Annotated in this window: 16 protein-coding genes; 3 read left to right on the top strand and 13 right to left on the bottom strand. The window is 59.3% G+C overall.

Annotation, left to right across the window (positions count from 1 at the left end; translation table 11 throughout):
• The first annotated feature begins 54 nt into the window (after positions 1 to 54).
• Positions 55 to 2,313 (top strand): glycoside hydrolase, encoded by a 2,259-nt coding sequence (locus ACMXYJ_RS00290; protein ID WP_415758377.1) that lies wholly within the window; start codon positions 55 to 57, stop codon positions 2,311 to 2,313.
• Between the two features lie 36 nt (positions 2,314 to 2,349).
• Here ACMXYJ_RS00290 and ACMXYJ_RS00285 read toward each other — a convergent pair whose 3' ends face one another.
• The 12 genes from ACMXYJ_RS00285 to ACMXYJ_RS00230 all read right to left on the bottom strand — a co-directional run bounded on the left by ACMXYJ_RS00285 (position 2,350) and on the right by ACMXYJ_RS00230 (position 14,663).
• Positions 2,350 to 2,979 (bottom strand): class I SAM-dependent methyltransferase, encoded by a 630-nt coding sequence (locus ACMXYJ_RS00285; protein ID WP_415758376.1) that lies wholly within the window; start codon positions 2,977 to 2,979, stop codon positions 2,350 to 2,352.
• Positions 2,980 to 3,173: 194 nt separating this feature from the next.
• Complete coding sequence (locus tag ACMXYJ_RS00280; RefSeq protein WP_033058513.1) at positions 3,174 to 3,818, bottom strand: methionine ABC transporter permease; 645 nt, start codon at positions 3,816 to 3,818, stop codon at positions 3,174 to 3,176.
• Positions 3,808 to 4,929, bottom strand: a complete 1,122-nt coding sequence (locus ACMXYJ_RS00275; protein WP_150656850.1) for a methionine ABC transporter ATP-binding protein — start codon at positions 4,927 to 4,929, stop codon at positions 3,808 to 3,810. Before ACMXYJ_RS00275 ends, ACMXYJ_RS00280 begins: the two co-directional genes overlap by 11 nt.
• A gap of 2 nt (positions 4,930 to 4,931) precedes the next feature.
• The gene (locus tag ACMXYJ_RS00270; RefSeq protein ID WP_123367084.1) at positions 4,932 to 5,741 is read right to left on the bottom strand and encodes a MetQ/NlpA family ABC transporter substrate-binding protein; all 810 of its coding nucleotides are present in this window, start codon (positions 5,739 to 5,741) and stop codon (positions 4,932 to 4,934) included.
• 129 nt (positions 5,742 to 5,870) lie between these two features.
• The gene (locus ACMXYJ_RS00265) at positions 5,871 to 7,229 is read right to left on the bottom strand and encodes an LLM class flavin-dependent oxidoreductase (protein WP_415758375.1); all 1,359 of its coding nucleotides are present in this window, start codon (positions 7,227 to 7,229) and stop codon (positions 5,871 to 5,873) included.
• Complete coding sequence (locus ACMXYJ_RS00260) at positions 7,229 to 8,434, bottom strand: SfnB family sulfur acquisition oxidoreductase (protein WP_415758374.1); 1,206 nt, start codon at positions 8,432 to 8,434, stop codon at positions 7,229 to 7,231. Before ACMXYJ_RS00260 ends, ACMXYJ_RS00265 begins: the two co-directional genes overlap by 1 nt.
• Positions 8,435 to 8,472: 38 nt before the next feature.
• A complete protein-coding gene (locus tag ACMXYJ_RS00255) occupies positions 8,473 to 9,714 on the bottom strand; it encodes an SfnB family sulfur acquisition oxidoreductase (protein ID WP_415758373.1) in 1,242 nt (413 codons plus the stop codon).
• Between the two features lie 264 nt (positions 9,715 to 9,978).
• The gene (locus tag ACMXYJ_RS00250) at positions 9,979 to 10,743 is read right to left on the bottom strand and encodes a hypothetical protein (protein WP_415758372.1); all 765 of its coding nucleotides are present in this window, start codon (positions 10,741 to 10,743) and stop codon (positions 9,979 to 9,981) included.
• 501 nt (positions 10,744 to 11,244) lie between these two features.
• Complete coding sequence (gene tcyN / locus ACMXYJ_RS00245) at positions 11,245 to 12,000, bottom strand: L-cystine ABC transporter ATP-binding protein TcyN (RefSeq protein ID WP_415758371.1); 756 nt, start codon at positions 11,998 to 12,000, stop codon at positions 11,245 to 11,247.
• Positions 12,001 to 12,004: 4 nt separating this feature from the next.
• Complete coding sequence (tcyL, locus tag ACMXYJ_RS00240; protein ID WP_008148276.1) at positions 12,005 to 12,670, bottom strand: cystine ABC transporter permease; 666 nt, start codon at positions 12,668 to 12,670, stop codon at positions 12,005 to 12,007.
• A complete protein-coding gene (tcyJ, locus tag ACMXYJ_RS00235) occupies positions 12,670 to 13,470 on the bottom strand; it encodes a cystine ABC transporter substrate-binding protein (RefSeq protein ID WP_415758370.1) in 801 nt (266 codons plus the stop codon). The genes tcyL and tcyJ overlap by 1 nt, the downstream gene beginning before the upstream one ends.
• A gap of 200 nt (positions 13,471 to 13,670) precedes the next feature.
• Entirely contained in the window at positions 13,671 to 14,663 is a 993-nt protein-coding gene (locus ACMXYJ_RS00230; RefSeq protein WP_415758369.1) for a D-cysteine desulfhydrase, read from the bottom strand.
• A 193-nt stretch (positions 14,664 to 14,856) separates the two neighbouring features.
• On the opposite strand from ACMXYJ_RS00230, the gene epsC reads away from it, so the two are divergent.
• Complete coding sequence (gene epsC / locus ACMXYJ_RS00225; protein ID WP_046045486.1) at positions 14,857 to 15,783, top strand: serine O-acetyltransferase EpsC; 927 nt, start codon at positions 14,857 to 14,859, stop codon at positions 15,781 to 15,783.
• A gap of 392 nt (positions 15,784 to 16,175) precedes the next feature.
• Positions 16,176 to 18,131, top strand: a complete 1,956-nt coding sequence (betT, locus tag ACMXYJ_RS00220) for a choline transporter BetT (protein WP_415760836.1) — start codon at positions 16,176 to 16,178, stop codon at positions 18,129 to 18,131.
• A gap of 26 nt (positions 18,132 to 18,157) precedes the next feature.
• Here betT and ACMXYJ_RS00215 read toward each other — a convergent pair whose 3' ends face one another.
• On the bottom strand, positions 18,158 to 18,418 hold the full coding sequence (locus tag ACMXYJ_RS00215; protein WP_415758368.1) for a hypothetical protein: 261 nt from the start codon (positions 18,416 to 18,418) through the stop codon (positions 18,158 to 18,160).
• Positions 18,419 to 18,448 lie beyond the last annotated feature (30 nt).

The raw sequence follows: 18,448 nt of genomic DNA, 5'->3' as shown, positions 1-18,448 counted from the left end.
TACATGGCCGGTGCGTTGCTGTACGGTCCCTTTCCAAATGGAGGAGGGACTTCGATGTCACCGATGACCTATTGTCTGCGCTATGTGCTGTTGCTCGGCGCTCTGTTGTGTTCACCCCCGACGCTGGCCGGCAGCGTGCTGGAAAATTCGCTGTGGCGCGTCGAACTCGATCCCGCCACGCTGGCGATCCGCGTCATCCCCGCACAACATTCGCCAGTGCAAGCCTCGTCGGGCGTCACCGGGTATAAGGTCAGCAACCTCAAGCAAAGCGCCAGTCGCATGGACTGGCAGTGGGATGACGGGGCCTGGACGCTGAGTGCCGCCCTCGATCAGCGTGACCTGTCCCTGTCCATCACGGCCCGTGATCCCGGTGAGCTGAGCTTTCTAAAGCAGCCCGGCAGTTCTATGGGCAAAGGACTGATCTGGCCGCTGGCCGAGGGGCGTTACGTGCCTGCCGGTGATCCGCTGTGGCAAACCTTTCTGCTCGATCAGGGGGCGTTCAATACCACCCAAGACTTGAGTTTGCCGCTGTGGGGCGTTGATCACGGTGGCTTCACGCTGAACTGGCTGATGACCAATCCTTACAACAATCGCCTGATCTTCAGCGCCGAAAACAACAACACCCTTGCTCTGACTGTCCATCATCAATTCACCTACCTTGAGCCCAATGCACCGCTAACGTTCAAGCTGTCATTGGGTGATGTCGATCTGTTGGCGGGTGCCAAGCGCTATCGGAAATGGTTGGTCGACAACGGGCAATACGAAACCTTGAGCGACAAACTGCTGAAGACTCCCGAAGCCAAAAAGCTCCTGGGCGCCAGCCATGTTTATCTGTGGGGTAACGACCTGCTCGGACCGGACGATGTTCGAAGCTGGCCAGCCTTGCTGAAAGGGTTGCGCGGTAACGGCGTACTGGCCAGCGAGTTACGTACCGGTTTTGACGCTGAAAGCTCGCAGTTACTGGCCCGGGCTGAGCCACCGCTTGATCGTTACCAGCAAGTCACGTTGCTACGCAGCCTCAATGCTGCGCTCAACAAGAAGGCACGCAGCGGCTGGCAGTCTGTGGTCGAGCCGGACATGCAAAAATTGGCTGACGGCTACGGCGTGTTACGTGCAGAACTGGCAGTGGCGTTCGCCGATGCTTTGACGGCAATACCGGAACGGTGGGGCAATACCTTGTCACCCACGACGATCGAACAACTGAAAGCTGCGGGCCTGTCGCGATTATGGCTAGGCCTTGGCGAGGGTTGGGAAGGGGGGCTCTGGCACCCTGAAACGGTGCGTCAAGGTGTTGCCGCAGGCTACCTGGTGGCGCCTTATGATTCCTATGAGACGGCACTGACCATCACTGAAAACCCGGACTGGACCACCGCGCACCTGGGCTCCAGAGCCAATCAGGAATGTGCGATCGTGTTGGAATCCGGGACGTTCAAAAGCGGGTTTCAGCAATCGGGGCATTACACCGATCCGAGTTGTGTTCGGCCCTTGCTTGAGGCGCGCATCAAGGCTGTACAGAGCAAAGCCGGGTTCAATAGCTGGTTTCTGGATGCCTACGCCACCGGGATGCTGTTCGACAGCTACCGTGTGGGCGCGACCATGACTCAGATGCAAAATGCCGAGGGCAACATCGCCGCCTCGCGCTGGGTCAACGAGACGTTGAAGCTACCGACCGGCTCCGAGGATGGCAACGCCACCACGGCCCAAGGTGTTCTGTTTGCCCATGGGATGCAGACACCGGTGATTGGCTGGGGTGATTCGGATATGAGCAAGAATCCGAAGTCGCCCTATTACCTGGGCCCCTGGTTTCCTGATGAACAGCCGCAGGTTTTCTTCAAGACCGTGCCGCTCAAGGAACCCTACCGCACGGTTCACTTTGCTCCGCAAACGCGCTTGCCGCTTTATCAGGCGGTGTTCCATGGCTCGGTGATCACCACCCATCATTGGCTGTTCGACAGCCTTAAGTTGAGCAATGTGCGCGCCGAGAATGAGCTGACTCAATTGCTCTACAACGTGCCGCCGCTGTATCACCTGAGTGCGGCGACGCTGAAGCAGCGGTTACCGGTGATTGCGCGTCAGGATGTGTTCTTCCGCCCGCTGCATGAGCGTCTGGCGACTCAGGCGATGACAGATTTCCGTTGGCTGACTGAGGATCGTCAGGTACAGCAGACAACGTTCGCCGATGGCACCAGGCTGGTGGCGAATTTTGATGTGCGCGAACGTGAGATTGATGGGCGACAGCTGGCCGATCGAAGCATCACCGCGTTTGACGCGAATGGCGCAGTGGCAACCTATCAAGTCGCTGTGCAACCTTAGAAAACCTTCGCGAGCTCGCGAAGGCGTCCTGACAGGCTACGCCGGCTTACGCCAAACACTCGCCAACCAAGGCTGCTGCTCGCGCGGCAGTCCCGCCGGCCGGTAGTAATGCTCCAACTCCACAAACCCCGCCGCCGTCAGCAATTGCTGCCACGACTCAAGATCGTGGTACGCCCCATAACGCGGCCCATTCCACCCCTCCTGATTCTCGCCACGCGGATTGGAACTGAACAACACTCCGCCCGGCTTCAAAGCCCCGCACAACTCCTTCAACACCCGAGGCAATTCCTGACGCGGAATATGAAACAACACCGCATTGGCGAAGATCCCGTCAAAGCGCTCAGCCGGCAAATCCAGCTTCAGAAAATCTTGCTGCCAGACTTCACAACCACTGTCTTCGCGCGCCATCTGCGCGAACTTCTCCGAGCCATCAAGCCCGACAGCGGTGTGGCCCATGCGCGTGAAGGTTTGCAAATCACGACCCGGTCCACAGCCAAAGTCGAGAATGTTGAACGGCGCCTCACCCTGAATATGCCGCAGCAGCGCAGCAATGTTCTGGCTGACATCATGATCGCGAGTCCCTTCGCGAAAACTTTCAGCCACCGAGTTGTAATGGCCCAGGGTGGTGGAGGTTATCTGCTCGAGGTCGGTAGGGGTCTGTTTCATGGTCGGCTGCGCAGGCAATTGGGATTTGCCGAATATACGCCATGAGGCAGAAGGCTGCTGCGCAGCCATCGCGAGCAGGCTCGCTCCCACACTGGACCGGCAGTGAACACAAGATTTGTGTACGACGCGATCATTGTGGGAGCGAGCCTGCTCGCGAAAGCGGTGTCACTGACAACCAATAACTTCAGCCAGGCTCAACGCTTATTGAGCCCCCGAGCCAACCGATCCCCGCCCAACTGAATCGCCGCCACCAACACCACCAGCAACACAATCACCGTCAACATGATCTGGCTATCAAAGCGCTGATACCCATAGCGATAAGCGATGTCGCCCAACCCGCCGGCACCAATCGCGCCCGCCATGGCCGACGAGTTGATCATCGTCACCAACGTAATCGTGAAACCACCGACAATCCCCGGCAACGCCTCAGGCAACAACACATGCCAAACGATATGCCAGCGCCGGCAACCCATCGCCTGCGCCGCTTCTATCAACCCGTGATCAACCTCACGCAAACTGACTTCGGCAATGCGCGCAAAGAACGGTGTAGCGGCGATGGTCAGTGGTACCACGGCCGCCCAAACGCCGTACGTGGTGCCGACGATCAGCCGGGTAAACGGAATCAGCGCCACCATCAAAATCAGAAACGGAATCGAGCGGAACAGGTTCACGAACGCGCCCAACGCACGGTTCAGCGCCGGTGCTTCATAGATTCCGCCCTTGGAGCTGGTGACCAGAATCACCGCCAGCGGAATGCCCGCCAGCAGTGCGATCAATGACGACACGCCGACCATCAGGAAGGTGTCGATGAAGCCCTGCAGCAAGCGATCAAACCACATAACCCAGCACCTCCACCTGTTGCGCCCAGTTGCCGGCGCGTTGACGCAATTCCTCTGCGCCGAGGGACGAACCGGTCACCGCCAACAGCAATTGCCCGAGGGCATGGCCCTGAATCCGTTCCACGCCGCCTTGCAGCAAGCGCACGCGACCGCCGAGGGCACTGAACAACGCGGCCAAGTCGGGCTCGTCGCTGGCGCTGCCGGTGAACTGCAAGCGCAGCACAACAGCGGCGTCCGAGGACTGTGGATGTGCCTGCAAGCGGCTTTGCAGTTCTTCCGGCAAACCGTGTTGCAACGGCGCCAGCAAGGTTTTGCTGACCTCGTGCTGCGGGTTGCCAAAAACTTCCCAGACCGGGCCTTGCTCGACGATTCGTCCGTGTTCCAACACCACGACTCGATCACAGATATCGCGGATCACCGCCATCTCGTGGGTGATCAGCACGATGGTCAGGCCCAGGCGCTGATTGATCTCGCGCAGCAGGCCGAGGATTGATTGCGTGGTCTCCGGGTCCAGCGCCGAAGTGGCTTCGTCGCACAGCAGAATCGCCGGGTCATGCACCAAGGCGCGGGCGATGCCGACGCGCTGTTTCTGCCCGCCGGAAAGCTGCGCCGGGTAGGCCTTGTGCTTCTCTTGCAGGCCCACCAGTTCCAGCAATTCTCGGACTTTCTGCTCGCGTTTTTCCTTTGGCACACCTGCGACTTTCAACGGCAATTCGACGTTCTGCCAAACCGTCTTGGCCGACATCAGGTTGAAGTGCTGGAAGATCATGCCGATGCGCCGACGCAGCGCCACCAGGCGGTCTTCATCGAACTCGCCGATGTCGACCTGATCGATCAGCACGCGGCCCGTGCTCGGTTGCTCCAGGCGGTTGATGGTGCGGATCAGCGACGACTTGCCGGCGCCGCTGCGGCCGATGATGCCGAACACTTCACCGCGCTGGATCGCCAGGTCGATGCCGTGCAGCGCCGCGACCGGGCCTTGTTGACCGTTGTAGGTTTTGCCCAGACCGATGAAGCGCACGTGAGCGCGGTTCAGGTCTGGGTGCAGTTCGGTTTGTATAGCGTTGTGGGGCTCTGGAGTTTCCAGTCGCAGTTGAGTGGCTGCCGTCATATTCAGCTTTCCCAACCGGCTTGGTAGAGCTTGCCGTGGGCTTTATCCAGCGCGGCACGAACGGCCGGCGAATGCTGGTAGATGTCGACGAATTTGATCAGGCGCGGGTCGGTTTTGCTTTTCGGCTGGATCACGAACTGAATCACGTATTCCTTGTGATCGAGGCCATCGAACAGCAGGGCGGAGCCGGCATCGAAGGTCTTCGACAAGCGGATGTAGGCCGGGTAACCCTGGACCAGATCGGCGTCGTCATAGGCGCGTACCAGTTGCACGGCTTCGACCTGCAGGATTTTGATCTTCTTCGGATTGGCGATGATGTCTTCTTCGGTGGCTTTGTAGCCAACGCCGGGTTTGAGCGTGATCAGCCCGGCCTTGGCCAACAGTTGCAAACCACGACCGCTGTTGATCGGGTCATTGGCGATCGCCACGCTGGCGCCTTCCGGGAGCTCGTCGAAGCTTTTGTATTTCTTCGAGTAGAGGCCGACGTTGTTGATGATCCCCGGCGCGAACGGCACGAGGTCAAAACCGGCGGCGGCCTTGGCGTTTTCCAGGAACGGGACGTGCTGGAAGTAGTTCACGTCGATGTCGCCGGCAGCGAGGCTGACGTTGGGTGCGATCCAGTCGCTGAACTCCACCAGGTCGACTTGCAGGCCTTGTTTCTTGGCTTCTTCGACGGCAGCTTCCAGGGGAATGGCGAACGCGGCGGTGGTGCCGACCTTCAGCGGCGCATCGGCGGCGAAGGTGATGGAGCTGAAAAGGCCGAGGGCCAGGGCCAGTGCTTTGACTGGGTGAGTTAAGAGTTTCTTGGTCATGATGGTTATTCCAGTCAGTGCATTAAATGTGTGGTGTTTGGTCGGGCCTCTTCGCGAGCAGGCTCGCTCCCACAGTGGATCTTTAGTGGTCGCACAATCCCTGTGGGAGCGAGCCTGCTCGCGAAGCTTTTAGCGCCGGTAGGCCGAGCCAGTGTGTTGCTCAGGTAAATGCGCCTCGCCGTGAAACAGTTTTTCTCGCAGGCTGCCGCTGTCGTAAGCGGTCTTGTACGACCCGCGCCGTTGCAACTCCGGAATCACCAAGTCGATGAAATCCACATAGCTTTCCGGCGTGACAATCCGAGTCAGGTTGAAGCCATCCAGACCGGTTTGCGCGATCCACGACTCCAGCTCATCGGCGACTTGCTCAGGCGAACCAACCACCGTGATGTAGCGACCACCAAGTGCGTGTTGCTCGAGTAATTTGCGGCGGGTCCAGTCGTTGTTTTGCAGGTTCTTGGTAGCGGACTGGATCGCGTTGCTCTTCACGTACTGGATCGGTTCGTCGATGGCGTATTCGGAAAAATCGATCCCGGTGGAGGCCGAGAAATGCGCCACGCCGGCCTCGGCACTGGCGTAGCTCAAGTACTCGGCGTGCTTGGCCCAGGCCAGCTCTTCGGTGGCGCCGACAATCACGTTCAGCCCCATGAACACCTTGATGTCCTCAGGGTTGCGCCCGGCCTCGACGGCACTGGCGCGCACCTTGTCCACTTGAACCTTGGTCGATGGTTTGTTCTGGCCGCTGATGAACACGCATTCGGCATGTCGCCCGGCGAACAGCAATCCGCGATCCGAACTGCCGGCCTGGAACAGCACCGGTGTGCGCTGCGGCGAGGGTTCGCAGAGGTGATAACCCTCGACCTGATAGAACTCGCCCTTGTGCTCGACCTTGTGCACTTTCTCGGGCTGCGCGTAGATCCGCTGCTGCGGATCGTTAAGCACCGCGCCGTTTTCCCAGCTGCCTTCCCAAAGTTTGTAGAGCACTTGCAGGTATTCATCGGCCTGGTCGTAACGACGGTCGTGTTCCACCTGTTCGCTCAAACCCATGGCTTTGGCGGCGCTGTCGAGGTAGCCAGTGACGATGTTCCAGCCGACCCGGCCGCGACTCAGGTGATCGAGCGTGGACATGCGTCGGGCGAACAGATACGGCGGTTCGTACGTCAGGTTGGCGGTGAGGCCGAAGCCAAGGTTTTTGGTGACTGCGGCCATGGCCGAAACCAGCAGCAGCGGGTCGTTGACTGGAAGTTGAATCGACTCTTTGAGCGGCACATCCACCGAGTTTTGATAGACGTCGTAAACCCCGACGATGTCAGCGATGAACAACCCGTCGAACAGTCCGCGCTCCAGCAATTGCGCCAGTTCGGTCCAGTATTCGATCGTTTTGTACTGGGTTGAAGTGTCCCGTGGATGCGTCCACAGACCATGGTTGATGTGCCCGATGCAGTTCATGTTGAACGCGTTGAGCAGGATCTTCTTTTTGGCATCGGCCATCAGATGGTCCCCCGCAGTGGCGGGTTTTCATCGTTGAGGTAGTAATTGCCGATGGCGTGATACTTCCAGCGCACCGGGTCGTGCAGGGTGTGCACCCGAGCGTTGCGCCAGTGGCGATCCAGACCATGTTCGATCAGGGTTGCCTGGCTGCCGGCCAGTTCAAACAGCGTGCTGCCAGCGACGAGGGAAATCTCGGTGCTGATGGCGCGGGCTTCGGCGACGGCAATCGACGCGGCGGCGACGGTCTCGGCGTTGGTCCTGGCCTGAGCCTTGTCGAGGAATTCGCCGGAGCGTTCCAGCAAGGCTTCGGCGGCGTGCAGACGAATGCTCAAGTGGCCGAAGCTCTTGATGGTCAGTGGGTCTTCGGTGGCTTTGTCGTTGCCGGAATCGATCCACGGACGGGTTTTGGTGCGCACGAAGTGCAACGCATCTTCATAGGCGGCGCGGGCGATACCGGTGTCGATAGCGGCGTGAAGAATCTGCGCCAGCGGGCCGACGGTGGTCGGGCGCTCGAACGCGCTCTGAAACGGGATCACGTCCTCGGCGGCGACGTAAACGTCTTCAAACACCACCGAACCGCTGCCGGTGGTGCGCTGGCCGAAGCCGCTCCAGTCGTCGATCACTGTCAGACCCTTGGCGTTACGAGGGACGAAAGCGAGTTGCTGCACGCCGTTTTCATCCACGACCGACGTCGGAATGCGCTGGGCATAAATCGCCCCAGTGGCGTAGAACTTGCGGCCGTTGATGCGATAGCCGTCACGTTCTCCATGCAGATCAGGGGTCAGACTGGTGACGCGGTCATGGGCAGTTTTGGTGCCGAGTTCCGCGAGGGCATTGCCGAAGCGTTGGCCGGCCAGTACTTCCGCGTACAGGCGCTTCTTCTGCTCTTCGCTGCCATTCACACGCAACACTTCGAGCGCGTAGAAGTGGTTCTGCGGAATCTGGCCGAGGGAACCGTCAGCTTGGGCGATCAGCGCGATCACCTTGGCCAGGGTGACGTTGGAAACCCCGGCGCCGCCGTATTCTTTTGGCACGCTGATGCCCCAAAGACCCGAGCGGGAAAACACTTCCAGTTCCGGGTGTGGCAAACGGCGTTCGCGATCGCGCAGGGCGCTGTCGCGTTTGAAATCTTCGGCCAGGTCACTGGCGATGATCAGGGCTTGCTCATCGCTGGTTATGACCGCGACGTGGTGAGAAAGAGTCATGTGTTTCTCCAGAGATCTGGTCAAAAGTGTTCTGGTCGTTAGATCCAGGAGTGCCGTGCGGGCAGCGTGCCGTTCAGGTGATAGGTGCCGACGGCGTGATACTTCCAGCGCACCGGGTCGTGCAGCGTGTGCACGCGAGCGTTGCGCCAATGGCGGTCGAGGTTGAATTCGGCGAGGGTGGCGCGGCTGCCGGCCAGTTCGAAAAGCTTTTCGCTGGCCAGCAGCGAGATCTCGGTGGTCAGCACTTTGGCTTCGGCCACGGCAATCGAAGCGCGGGCGGCAGACTCTGCGGTGAGCGGCGCGGCGTTGACCTGATCGAGCACTTGCCCGGCCTTGCGCAGCAGCGCTTCGGCGGCGTGCAGTTCGATCTTCAGCTTGCCGATGTCGGCGATCACATAGAGGTCGTCGCTGGCCCGTTCGACCTTGGCGTCGATCCACGGCCGTGCACGGGTTTTCACGAACGCGATGGCGTCGTCGATGGCGCCCCGGGCGATGCCGGCGTCAATGGCTGCTTGAATCAGCTGCGACACGGCACCCTGAATGTTCGGGCTGTCATTGATCTTCCAGTTGTCCACCACCAGCTCGGCGTCGACCTGCACGTTGTTGAGCAAAATGGTGCCGCTGGCGGTGGTGCGTTGGCCGAACCCCGACCAGTCATCCACGATGCGCAGGCCAGGAGTGCCGCGACGAACGAAGGCCAGAACCTGCTTGCCATCGTCGTTCAGCGCCTTGACGGCGACCCAATGGGCGAACAGGGCGCCGGTCGAATAGAACTTCTGCCCGTTGAGGACGAAGCCGTCGCCGCTGACGGTGATTCGGGCCTTGAGTTCAAGGGTGTTTTTGGTGCCGCGCTCCGGGCCCGCGTTACCGATCCGCCAGCCGTCGAGGACGCTTTTGAACAGCTGCTTTTTTTGCGATTCGGTGGCGCTGCCGAGCACCAGGTTGAGAATGCCGAACTGGTTTTGCGGGATCTGTCCCAAGGCCGGGTCGGCCGCGGAAATGATCGCGAAGACTTCGGCAACGGTGACGAACGAAACCTGCGGGCCACCGTACTCACGCGGGATGGCAATGCTGCCCAGGCCGCTGCGGGTGAACTGTTCGATTTCCGACCACGGCAGCTTGCGCTGCTGGTCGCGTTTGGCTGCTTGCAGACGGGCGACTTGCGCCAGTTCATGGGCGGCCTTGATGGCTTGTGCGTCGTTGCGCAAGACCTGCGCGGGCAACAACAGGGGGGCGATGTCCAGATCACTCTGGACGATTGCATCTGCCAGACTGGACATCAGTGCCGCTCCTTGGCTGCACGCAATGCCCTGGCGATCTGCACTGGGGTGATTGTGTTCCGGACCATACCTACCTCACATCTCATGGAAACGTCGCGATGGTTGCGACGAACGAAAACAAGAATGTCCGGTGGTCCGGTGCATATACCCTAAGCGTGTATAAAAATTAAATAAACTAACTTTTAGGAATATGCATAGAAGACGGTGCGCCAGATTCATGTAGCAGCTGACGAAGCCCTGTGGGAGCGAGCTGCTACACGGATTTCAGTGTTTGTGGGGTTCGGCGGCCATCAGCATTTCTTTCGGCCGGACCTGCAGATAGGGATTGGCGCAACCGATCTTCAGCCTGCGCGGGGGGGCCCAGCGGGAGTTGTTACCCGCCCGGTCGAGGATGCAGTAAGTCACTTCCAGCCGCAGGTCTTCGCCGGCTTCGAGAATGATCGCCGGCGGCACCCAGACCTGGATCGGCTGGCCGACATCGCCGGCCTTGAGTCGTGGCAGGTCCATGCGCACATCACCCCAGCGCAGGGTGATTTCGTCGTCGGCGGCCATGTTCAGGTAAGGCTCGATGGTCAACGGAACCCCGCGCTTGATCTGGTTCGGATTGACTCCCTGACGGCGAATGGTCTCGGGGATGTTCACGGGCTCCAGGCTCTGGTTTTCATCGCCGCACAACGCAGACGGTTGGCCGCCGGGGCAGTCGAGTTTGATCTGCACCCGTCTGGCGGCTGAAAGGGTTGGCCCTTGCCCGATCTGCATGATCAGGTAGTGAACGCGCGAGGTGCCATTGGCGATGAAGCTCTCGGGTACACGCAGTTGGACCGGTTGACCGACATCGTTAGCCGTCAGCACTCTGGAGGCCACGTAGCAGTTATCCCAGAACAGTTCGATCAGGTCGGCTTCGTCCATGCCGGAGTAGGGCGCCACATCGATCAGCAGGTGCGCCGCCGAGGTGATGTTGATGCAGGTCTTGTGAGATTGCACCAGGGTCGGGGCCGCAAGTTCGGGTTTGTTCGAAGTGCTTGTCATGAGGTTTCTCCTTGAAGCCTTGCAGCGAAAGTCCGTTTCTGAAAGTTCGAAAGGCGTGAATTACCGAGCAACAAAACTGTTCACTGTGTGTGAAATTAAATAGTGAATGAGTGCGAGATTAAACGCCTGTTGGAGACTAGATAAGAGTGCGCTTGAATAGGTGTCAATAGAGTTGGCTAGTTAAGTGTTGGATCTAGTGTTATTCAGAAAAATCCTACGCATTGAAGTTAATAAGCTACACCGCCCTGTCGAACTTGACCTTGTTTTATGGGCTTTCAGCGCGTTGCTGACGGGGAAGGCCGGTTCGCTGAAGGTGCTGGGTTTGGCGAATTTTAGGCGGGGTTATTCTGTTGCAGGACATATATATGCACCGCACGCAGCTGTAAAAAATTATCTATTGTTTGGATGAGTGAATAAACGAGGGGGATATATCGAGAGATTTATTGGTGGCGGTAGTTGTCACTTCCGTCCATGGAAGTTAACAAGTAGTGAAGCAATGTTTCAGGGGTGATCGTTATTCAGGAACTTGCTGAGAAACTGCTTCGTCCGCTCTTCTTTCGGATGGGCAAACAGGGCCTTGGCTTCGCCTTGTTCGACGATCACACCCTTGTCGAAAAACACCACGCGGTTCGCCACGTCCCGGGCAAAGCCCATTTCGTGGGTGACGATGACCATGGTGCGTCGCTCTTCGGCGAGGCTGCGGATGGTCGCCAGCACTTCACCCACCAACTCCGGGTCGAGGGCTGAGGTGGGTTCGTCGAACAGAATCACTTCCGGCTCCATCGCCAGCGCGCGGGCAATCGCCACACGTTGTTGCTGACCACCGGAAAGGCGGCGCGGGTACGCGTCTTCCTTGCCCGCCAGGCCGACCCTGGCCATCAGCTTTTTACCCAGGGCAACGGCTTCGGCGTGCGGGATCTTCTTTACGATGATCGGGCCTTCGATAACGTTTTCCAGGGCGGTGCGATGAGGGAACAGGTTGAAGTTCTGGAACACGAAACCCACGTGCTGGCGCAAACGTCGCACCAGGCCTTGCTGCTGGTTCAGCGGACGGCTGCCATCGATCTCGATGTCACCGACCTTGATCCGGCCGCTGGTGGGTTCTTCCAGGAAATTCAGGCAGCGCAGAAACGTGGTTTTACCCGAGCCGCTAGGCCCGATGATCGCCACCACCTCGCCTTCCTTCACTTCCAGATCGATGCCGTTGAGCACCACTTGACCCTTGAACTGCTTTGTCAGTTTTTCCACGACAATCATTGGGTCAGGACTCCAGGTCGTGCCGATTGACCCGTGCTTCCAACTGGTTCTGCAGGTGCGAAAGCACCGTGGCCAGAACCCAGTAGATCAGCGCGGCGGCAAGGTACATGGTGAAAATTTCAAAGGTACGGGCGGTAATCAGCTGCGCCTGACGGAACAGTTCCGGCACCTGGATAGTGGCTGCCAGCGCGGTGTCCTTCACAAGCGAAATGAAGCTGTTGCCCAGCGGTGGCAGAGCCGTGCGCATCGCTTGCGGCAGGATGGCCCGGCGCAGCGTCTGCGCGCGGGTCATGCCGATACTCGCGGCGGCTTCCCACTGACCGCGCTCGATGGAGCTGATCGCGGCGCGGAGGATTTCGCAGGCATAGGCCGCCATGTTCAGCGAGAAGCCGATCAGGGCCGCCGGCAGCGGATCAAGTTCGATGCCCAATTGCGGCAAGCCGTAATAGATCACGAACAGTTGCACCAGCAACGGCGTGCCGCGAAAGAACGACACGTAGATGCGCGCGATCCAGCTCACCAGTTTGAAGCGCGACAGGCGCATCAATGCCAGGCCGAAGCCCATCACCAGGCCAAAGAACATCCCGCCCAGGCTCAAGATCACTGTGTAGTACGCGCCCTTCAGCAGGAAGGGCGCGGAATCCAGCGCGAGTTGGAAAGCTTCTTCCATTATTTAGTGACGTCAGCGCTGAAGTATTTTTCCGAAAGCTTTTTCAGCGTACCGTCGGCACGCAGCTTGTCGATGGCCTTGTTCACTGCTGCCAGCAATTCAGGCTCGCCTTTGCGCAGGGCGACACCGGCTTCCTGGCGGGAGAACGCTTCGCCGGCGGCGGTGGTGTCCTTGGCCTTCTTGGCGTATTCCAGTGCGGCGAGGCGGTCGATCAGAATGGCGTCGATGCGGCCAACGCGCAGATCCTGGAACTTGGTCGGATCATCGTCATAGGTCTTGATGATGGCTTTTGGCTGATTGTCCTTGAGCCACTGCTCGTAGTTGGTGCCCAGGCCTACACCGACTTTTTTGCCGGCCAGATCGGCGGCAGACTTGATGTTCAGCTCCGCAGCCTTCTTGGTCAGCACCAGCGCCTGAATCCCGGAAACGGTGTACGGCTCGGAGAAGTCATACTTCTTCTTGCGCTCTTCGGAGATGGTCACCTGGTTGATCACGGCGTCCAGACGCTTGGATTCCAGGGCTGCGAGGATGCCGTCCCATTTGGTCGGCTGCAGTTTGACCTTCACGCCCAGCTCTTTGGCCAGGGCTTCGGAAAACTCGACTTCGAAGCCGGCCAGTTTGCCGTCGGCGTCGACGAAACTGAACGGTGGGTAAGTGCCTTCCAGGCCAACGTTGATCACGCCAGCGTCTTTGATTTTTTGCAGCTGCTCACCGGCAACCGCTTGCCCCAGCAGACCGGCGCTCAGCGCCAGGCCCAGCGAACCTACCAGCAGATTTCGTCGTAGTGCGGAAAAATTCATGACAAGCCCCTGTGTTTTCTTATGAAGACGCTTTTAGGAATGTTGGCAAATTCGGGATTTGAACGACTGCAATATCCTGCCCTAAAGCATCGTATGCGTCTCGCTGCAAATTCGCCTGCGGCGTGACTATATGACGACGCTTTTAGATAGGAAAATAATAAATATCAACTTTGTTATTCTTTTTTGAGCTAAGTGATCGGCTACAAAAAGTCTTTGTAGGCAAACAGTGCCGGCGCCCCACCGGTGTGCAGGAAGATGATCGGGCCATCATTGAAGCGCTGGCGGCCGATGCCATCGAGCAATCCCGCCATGGCCTTGCCGGTGTAAACCGGGTCCAGCAGCAAACCTTCCTGACTCGCCACCAGCTTCACGGCGGCCAACGTCCCGGCATTCGGTTCGCCGTAGCGCGGGCCGAAATACTCGTCCCACAACTCGACCTTGAAACTCGCTGGCAGGCTCACGCCCAGCAGCTCGGCAGTGCGCTCGGCCAGACCTTGGACTTTCGGGCGTTGGTCTTCTTCGCTGCGAGAAACCGTGACACCAATCACTGGCAAATCCGGCAGTGCTTCACTCAACGCCAACGCCAGGCCGCTATGGGTCCCGGCGCTGCCCGAAGCCAGAACCACGGCGGCGAATGTCAGCCCGGTGTCCTTGATCTGCTCGGCCAATTCCAGCCCGGCACGCACATAACCCAAAGCGCCCAATGCATTCGAACCACCAATTGGCACCAGATACGGCTTCTTGCCGTTGTTGCGTAGACGGTCGGCCAGGGCCTGTAGTTGTTCGTCGGCGTTGTCGAGGTTTTCCACCAACTCAACCTTGGCGTCGAACAGGTCCAGCAACAGCCGATTGCCGTTGCCGACATAGTTAGCGTCGTCGGTGCCGAGAGGGTTTTCCAGCAAGGCTACGCAGCCCAGGCCAAGCTTGGCCGCAATGGCGGCAGTCTGGCGCACGTGGTTGGACTGAAGCGCGCCAGCGGTGATCAAGGTGTCGGCGCCTTGTGCCAGTGCATCGGCCGCCAGGTATTCAAGTTTGCGCAACTTGTTGCCGCCCATCGCCAGCGGCGTCAGGTCATCACGCTTGACGTACACGTCGCGGCCCAGCCAGGTCGACAGGCGTTCGAGTTTTTCCAGGGCGGTAGGATGACCGAGCAGGTCGAGACGGCTAAAGCGGGCAAGCTGTTGTTTGATCATGGGGTCCGTACTGGCGGAGGGAGATGACAGGACTATAGGCACGGCTATTTAGCGGGGCAACTGCCAATCGGCCTTATGCCAAAAAGTGCTGAGCACAGCACAATCGGTTCTTAATTTGGCTTCCAGACCATGCCGTAAAGTAATCGCGGTTAACGCGGCCAGACAGTCCGGCCGCCCGTGAGGAGTTTTTACCGTGAGCGAGCGTTCCAGTCATTGGCAACTGCAGACCATCGTCAGTCAATTGCGCACCGCGCGTGATCAGTGGCGGGTACAAAATGGCCGCGCCAGCACCGAACAGGGCGGTCGCGAGTTGCCTTCCCGAGCGGCCATGGCAGAGATTCTCGAAGCCCTCTGCGGCGCGTTGTTCCCGATGCGCCTCGGCCCGGTGGATTTGCGCGAGGAGAGTGAAGACTTCTACGTCGGCCACACGCTGGACGTTGCGTTGAACGCGTTGCTGGCTCAGGCGCGACTCGAATTGCGCTACGCCGCTCGCCACAGTGCCCAGGCCGACACCGAAGTCGAGGCCAAAACGATTCAGATCATTCAGGACTTCGCCCTCGCATTGCCGGGGCTGCGCAGTCTGCTCGACACCGACGTGCTGGCGGCCTATCACGGCGATCCGGCGGCTCGCAGTGTCGATGAAGTGTTGCTGTGCTATCCGGGGATTCTGGCGGTGATTCACCATCGTCTGGCCCACCATTTGTACCGCGCCGGATTGCCGCTGCTGGCACGGATCAGCGCGGAAATCGCCCACTCGGCCACCGGCATCGACATTCACCCTGGCGCGCAGATTGGTCGCAGCTTCTTCATTGATCACGGGACGGGTGTGGTGATCGGCGAGACCGCCATCATTGGCGAGCGCGTGCGGATTTATCAGGCCGTGACGTTGGGCGCCAAGCGCTTCCCGGCGGATGAAGACGGTCAGTTGCAGAAGGGGCAGCCGCGACATCCGATTGTCGAGGATGACGTGGTGATCTATGCCGGTGCGACGATTCTGGGGCGAATTACCATCGGCAAGGGTTCGACCATTGGCGGCAATGTCTGGCTGACCCGCAGCGTGCCGGCGGGGAGCAACCTGACTCAGGCGAATCTGCAGCATGATGACGGGACGCAGAAGTAACCCCCCGGCTTTTGTGACAGATAAACAGTCTTCGCTGGCTGTAGGAGCTGTCGAGTGAAACGAGGCTGCGATCTTTTGATGTTGTTTTTAAAGAGCAAGATCAAAAGATCGCAGCCTCGTTTCACTCGACAGCTCCTACAAAATCCCCCAAACCCCACGTCATACCCATCCTTGAGCTAGCGTACGAACAGCACCGCCGAGCCTTGCGATTAGTCCTTAGCACGCTATTCATGTTTAACTTGAACGCTCATTCAAGTTAAACCGCCGGTTTGCTGCCCGCTCACAACAGGAGGCTTGCCTTTGCCGAGTCCGTTATTGATTGCCCTGTTTCACCCCCTTGAGGTGCACCTTTCATGAGTGCATCGCCCACCCCTGCAAGCGGTCAGGTCCGCATGAATCCGCCGGTGTTTTACTTCTCGGCGACGTTCATTTTGTTGTTCGGCATCATCGTCATCGCCATGCCTGAACAGGCCGGCGCCTGGCTTCTGGAAGCGCAAAACTGGGCGGCCAACACGGTCGGCTGGTACTACATGCTCGCGATGACCCTGTATCTGGTCTTCGTGGTGGTCACCGCCTTGTCCGGCTACGGCAAGATCAAGCTCGGTGCCGACCACGACGAACCCGAATTCAGCTACCTGTCCTGGGCCGGCATGCTGTTCGCCGCCGGGATCAGCATCACGCTGTTCTTCTTTTGCGTGTCCGAACCGCTGACCCATTTGGCGCAACCCCCGCAAGGCGAGGCCGGCACGGCGGATGCCGCGCGTCAGGCGATGCAGATTCTGTTTCTGCACTGGGGCCTGCACGGCTGGGGTGTGTTCGCCTTTGTCGGCATGGCGCTGGCCTACTTCGCTTATCGACATAACCTGCCACTGGCCCTGCGTTCGGCGCTCTATCCGCTGATCGGCAAGCGCATCAACGGCCCCATCGGTTACGCGGTGGACGGCTTCGGCATTATCGCCACGGTGTTCGGCCTCGGCGCCGACATGGGCTTTGGCGTGTTGCACCTCAACTCGGGTCTGGACTACTTGTTCGGCATCGCCCACACCCAGTGGATTCAGGTCGGCCTGATCACGCTGATGATGGGCGCGGCGATCATCGTTGCCGTGTCTGGTGTCGATAAAGGCGTGCGCGTGATGTCCGACATCAACATGCTGCTGGCCTGCGCGCTGCTGCTGTTCGTGTTGTTCGCCGGCCCGACCCAGCACCTGCTCAACACTCTGATCCAGAACATCGGCGACTACCTCGGCGCCTTGCCGATGAAGAGTTTCGACCTCTACGCCTACGACAAACCCAGTGACTGGCTGGGCGGCTGGACGGTGTTCTATTGGGCCTGGTGGATTGCATGGTCGCCGTTCGTGGGCCTGTTCATCGCACGGATTTCCCGTGGCCGGACCATCCGCGAATTCGTCTTCGGCGTGCTGTTGATTCCGCTCGGCTTCACCCTCGCGTGGATGTCGATCTTCGGCAACAGCGCCATCGATCAAGTCCTCAACCATGGCATGAGCGCGCTCGGCATGTCGGCCATCGAAAACCCATCGATGACCCTCTACCTGCTGCTGGAAACCTATCCGTGGAGCAAAACCGTCATCGCGGTCACGGTGTTCATCAGCTTCGTGTTCTTCGTGACGTCTGCCGATTCCGGCACCGTGGTGCTGTCGACGCTGTCCGCCAAGGGCGGAAATCCCGATGAAGACGGGCCGAAATGGCTGCGAGTGTTCTGGGGCGCGATGACCGCGCTGGTGACCAGTGCGCTGCTGTTCTCCGGCAGCATCGATGCGCTGAAGTCAGCGGTGGTGCTGACCTCGTTGCCGTTCTCGATGATCTTGCTGCTGATGATGTGGGGGCTGCACAAGGCGTTCTACCTGGAGTCGCAGAAGCAGATCGCGCAACTGCATTCGCTGGCGCCGGTGTCCGGATCGCGGCGTGGCGGCTGGCGTCAACGCCTGAGTCAGGCCGTGCATTTCCCGTCACGGGATGAGGTCTATCGCTTCCTCGATACGACGGTGCGCCCGGCGATTGAAGAAGTCTCGGCGGTGTTCGTCGAGAAGGGGTTGAAGGTGGTCACTCAGCCGGACCCGACCAACGACAACGTCAGCCTGGAAATCGGTCATGGCGAGGAGCGTCCGTTCATCTATCAGGTGCAGATGCGCGGCTACTTCACGCCGTCCTTCGCCCGTGGCGGCATGGGTTCCAAGGAACTCAACAACCGTCGTTATTACCGGGCCGAAGTGCATTTGAGCGAAGGCAGTCAGGACTACGATCTGGTGGGTTACACCAAGGAACAGATCATCAACGACATCCTTGATCAGTACGAGCGGCACCTGCAGTTCCTGCATTTGGTGCGTTGATCGAGAACCGATGGCGCCGGGCCTTTTCAGGTCTCGGCGCTTAACACCATGTACAGCACCAGCGCCGCCACCGGCACACTGAACACCACCGTGCCGATCATCAGTTCCGAACTCAGTGACTGGCCGGCCGTGACCATGCCAACGGCACCGTTGATCAACGTCAGCGCCAGCCACAGGACCACGAAGCTGTAGGTCAGAGTCTGTTGGCTGAAGCCGATTTTTTCGCCGATGAACAACATCAGCGCCAGCAGGATCAGGCCGAAGGTGATGATGATGGTGGTGTGCATGGTGTGTTCCGCCCTTCGAATGTGTGTTGC

The sequence above is a fragment of the Pseudomonas arabinosi genome, assembly GCF_047758675.1.
Taxonomy (GTDB): domain Bacteria; phylum Pseudomonadota; class Gammaproteobacteria; order Pseudomonadales; family Pseudomonadaceae; genus Aquipseudomonas; species Aquipseudomonas arabinosi.
This window is presented reverse-complemented; position numbering and strand designations above follow the sequence as displayed.

Bases quoted from the DNA above. Each gene is read 5' to 3' on its own strand.
- ACMXYJ_RS00290 (WP_415758377.1), top strand. From the start codon at position 55: ATGTCACCGATGACCTATTGTCTGCGCTATGTGCTGTTGCTCGGCGCT.
- ACMXYJ_RS00285 (WP_415758376.1), bottom strand. From the start codon at position 2,979: ATGAAACAGACCCCTACCGACCTCGAGCAGATAACCTCCACCACCCTG.
- ACMXYJ_RS00280 (WP_033058513.1), bottom strand. From the start codon at position 3,818: ATGTGGTTTGATCGCTTGCTGCAGGGCTTCATCGACACCTTCCTGATG.
- ACMXYJ_RS00275 (WP_150656850.1), bottom strand. From the start codon at position 4,929: ATGACGGCAGCCACTCAACTGCGACTGGAAACTCCAGAGCCCCACAAC.
- ACMXYJ_RS00270 (WP_123367084.1), bottom strand. From the start codon at position 5,741: ATGACCAAGAAACTCTTAACTCACCCAGTCAAAGCACTGGCCCTGGCC.
- ACMXYJ_RS00265 (WP_415758375.1), bottom strand. From the start codon at position 7,229: ATGGCCGATGCCAAAAAGAAGATCCTGCTCAACGCGTTCAACATGAAC.
- ACMXYJ_RS00260 (WP_415758374.1), bottom strand. From the start codon at position 8,434: ATGACTCTTTCTCACCACGTCGCGGTCATAACCAGCGATGAGCAAGCC.
- ACMXYJ_RS00255 (WP_415758373.1), bottom strand. From the start codon at position 9,714: ATGTCCAGTCTGGCAGATGCAATCGTCCAGAGTGATCTGGACATCGCC.
- ACMXYJ_RS00250 (WP_415758372.1), bottom strand. From the start codon at position 10,743: ATGACAAGCACTTCGAACAAACCCGAACTTGCGGCCCCGACCCTGGTG.
- tcyN (WP_415758371.1), bottom strand. From the start codon at position 12,000: ATGATTGTCGTGGAAAAACTGACAAAGCAGTTCAAGGGTCAAGTGGTG.
- tcyL (WP_008148276.1), bottom strand. From the start codon at position 12,670: ATGGAAGAAGCTTTCCAACTCGCGCTGGATTCCGCGCCCTTCCTGCTG.
- tcyJ (WP_415758370.1), bottom strand. From the start codon at position 13,470: ATGAATTTTTCCGCACTACGACGAAATCTGCTGGTAGGTTCGCTGGGC.
- ACMXYJ_RS00230 (WP_415758369.1), bottom strand. From the start codon at position 14,663: ATGATCAAACAACAGCTTGCCCGCTTTAGCCGTCTCGACCTGCTCGGT.
- betT (WP_415760836.1), top strand. From the start codon at position 16,176: ATGAATCCGCCGGTGTTTTACTTCTCGGCGACGTTCATTTTGTTGTTC.
- ACMXYJ_RS00215 (WP_415758368.1), bottom strand. From the start codon at position 18,418: ATGCACACCACCATCATCATCACCTTCGGCCTGATCCTGCTGGCGCTG.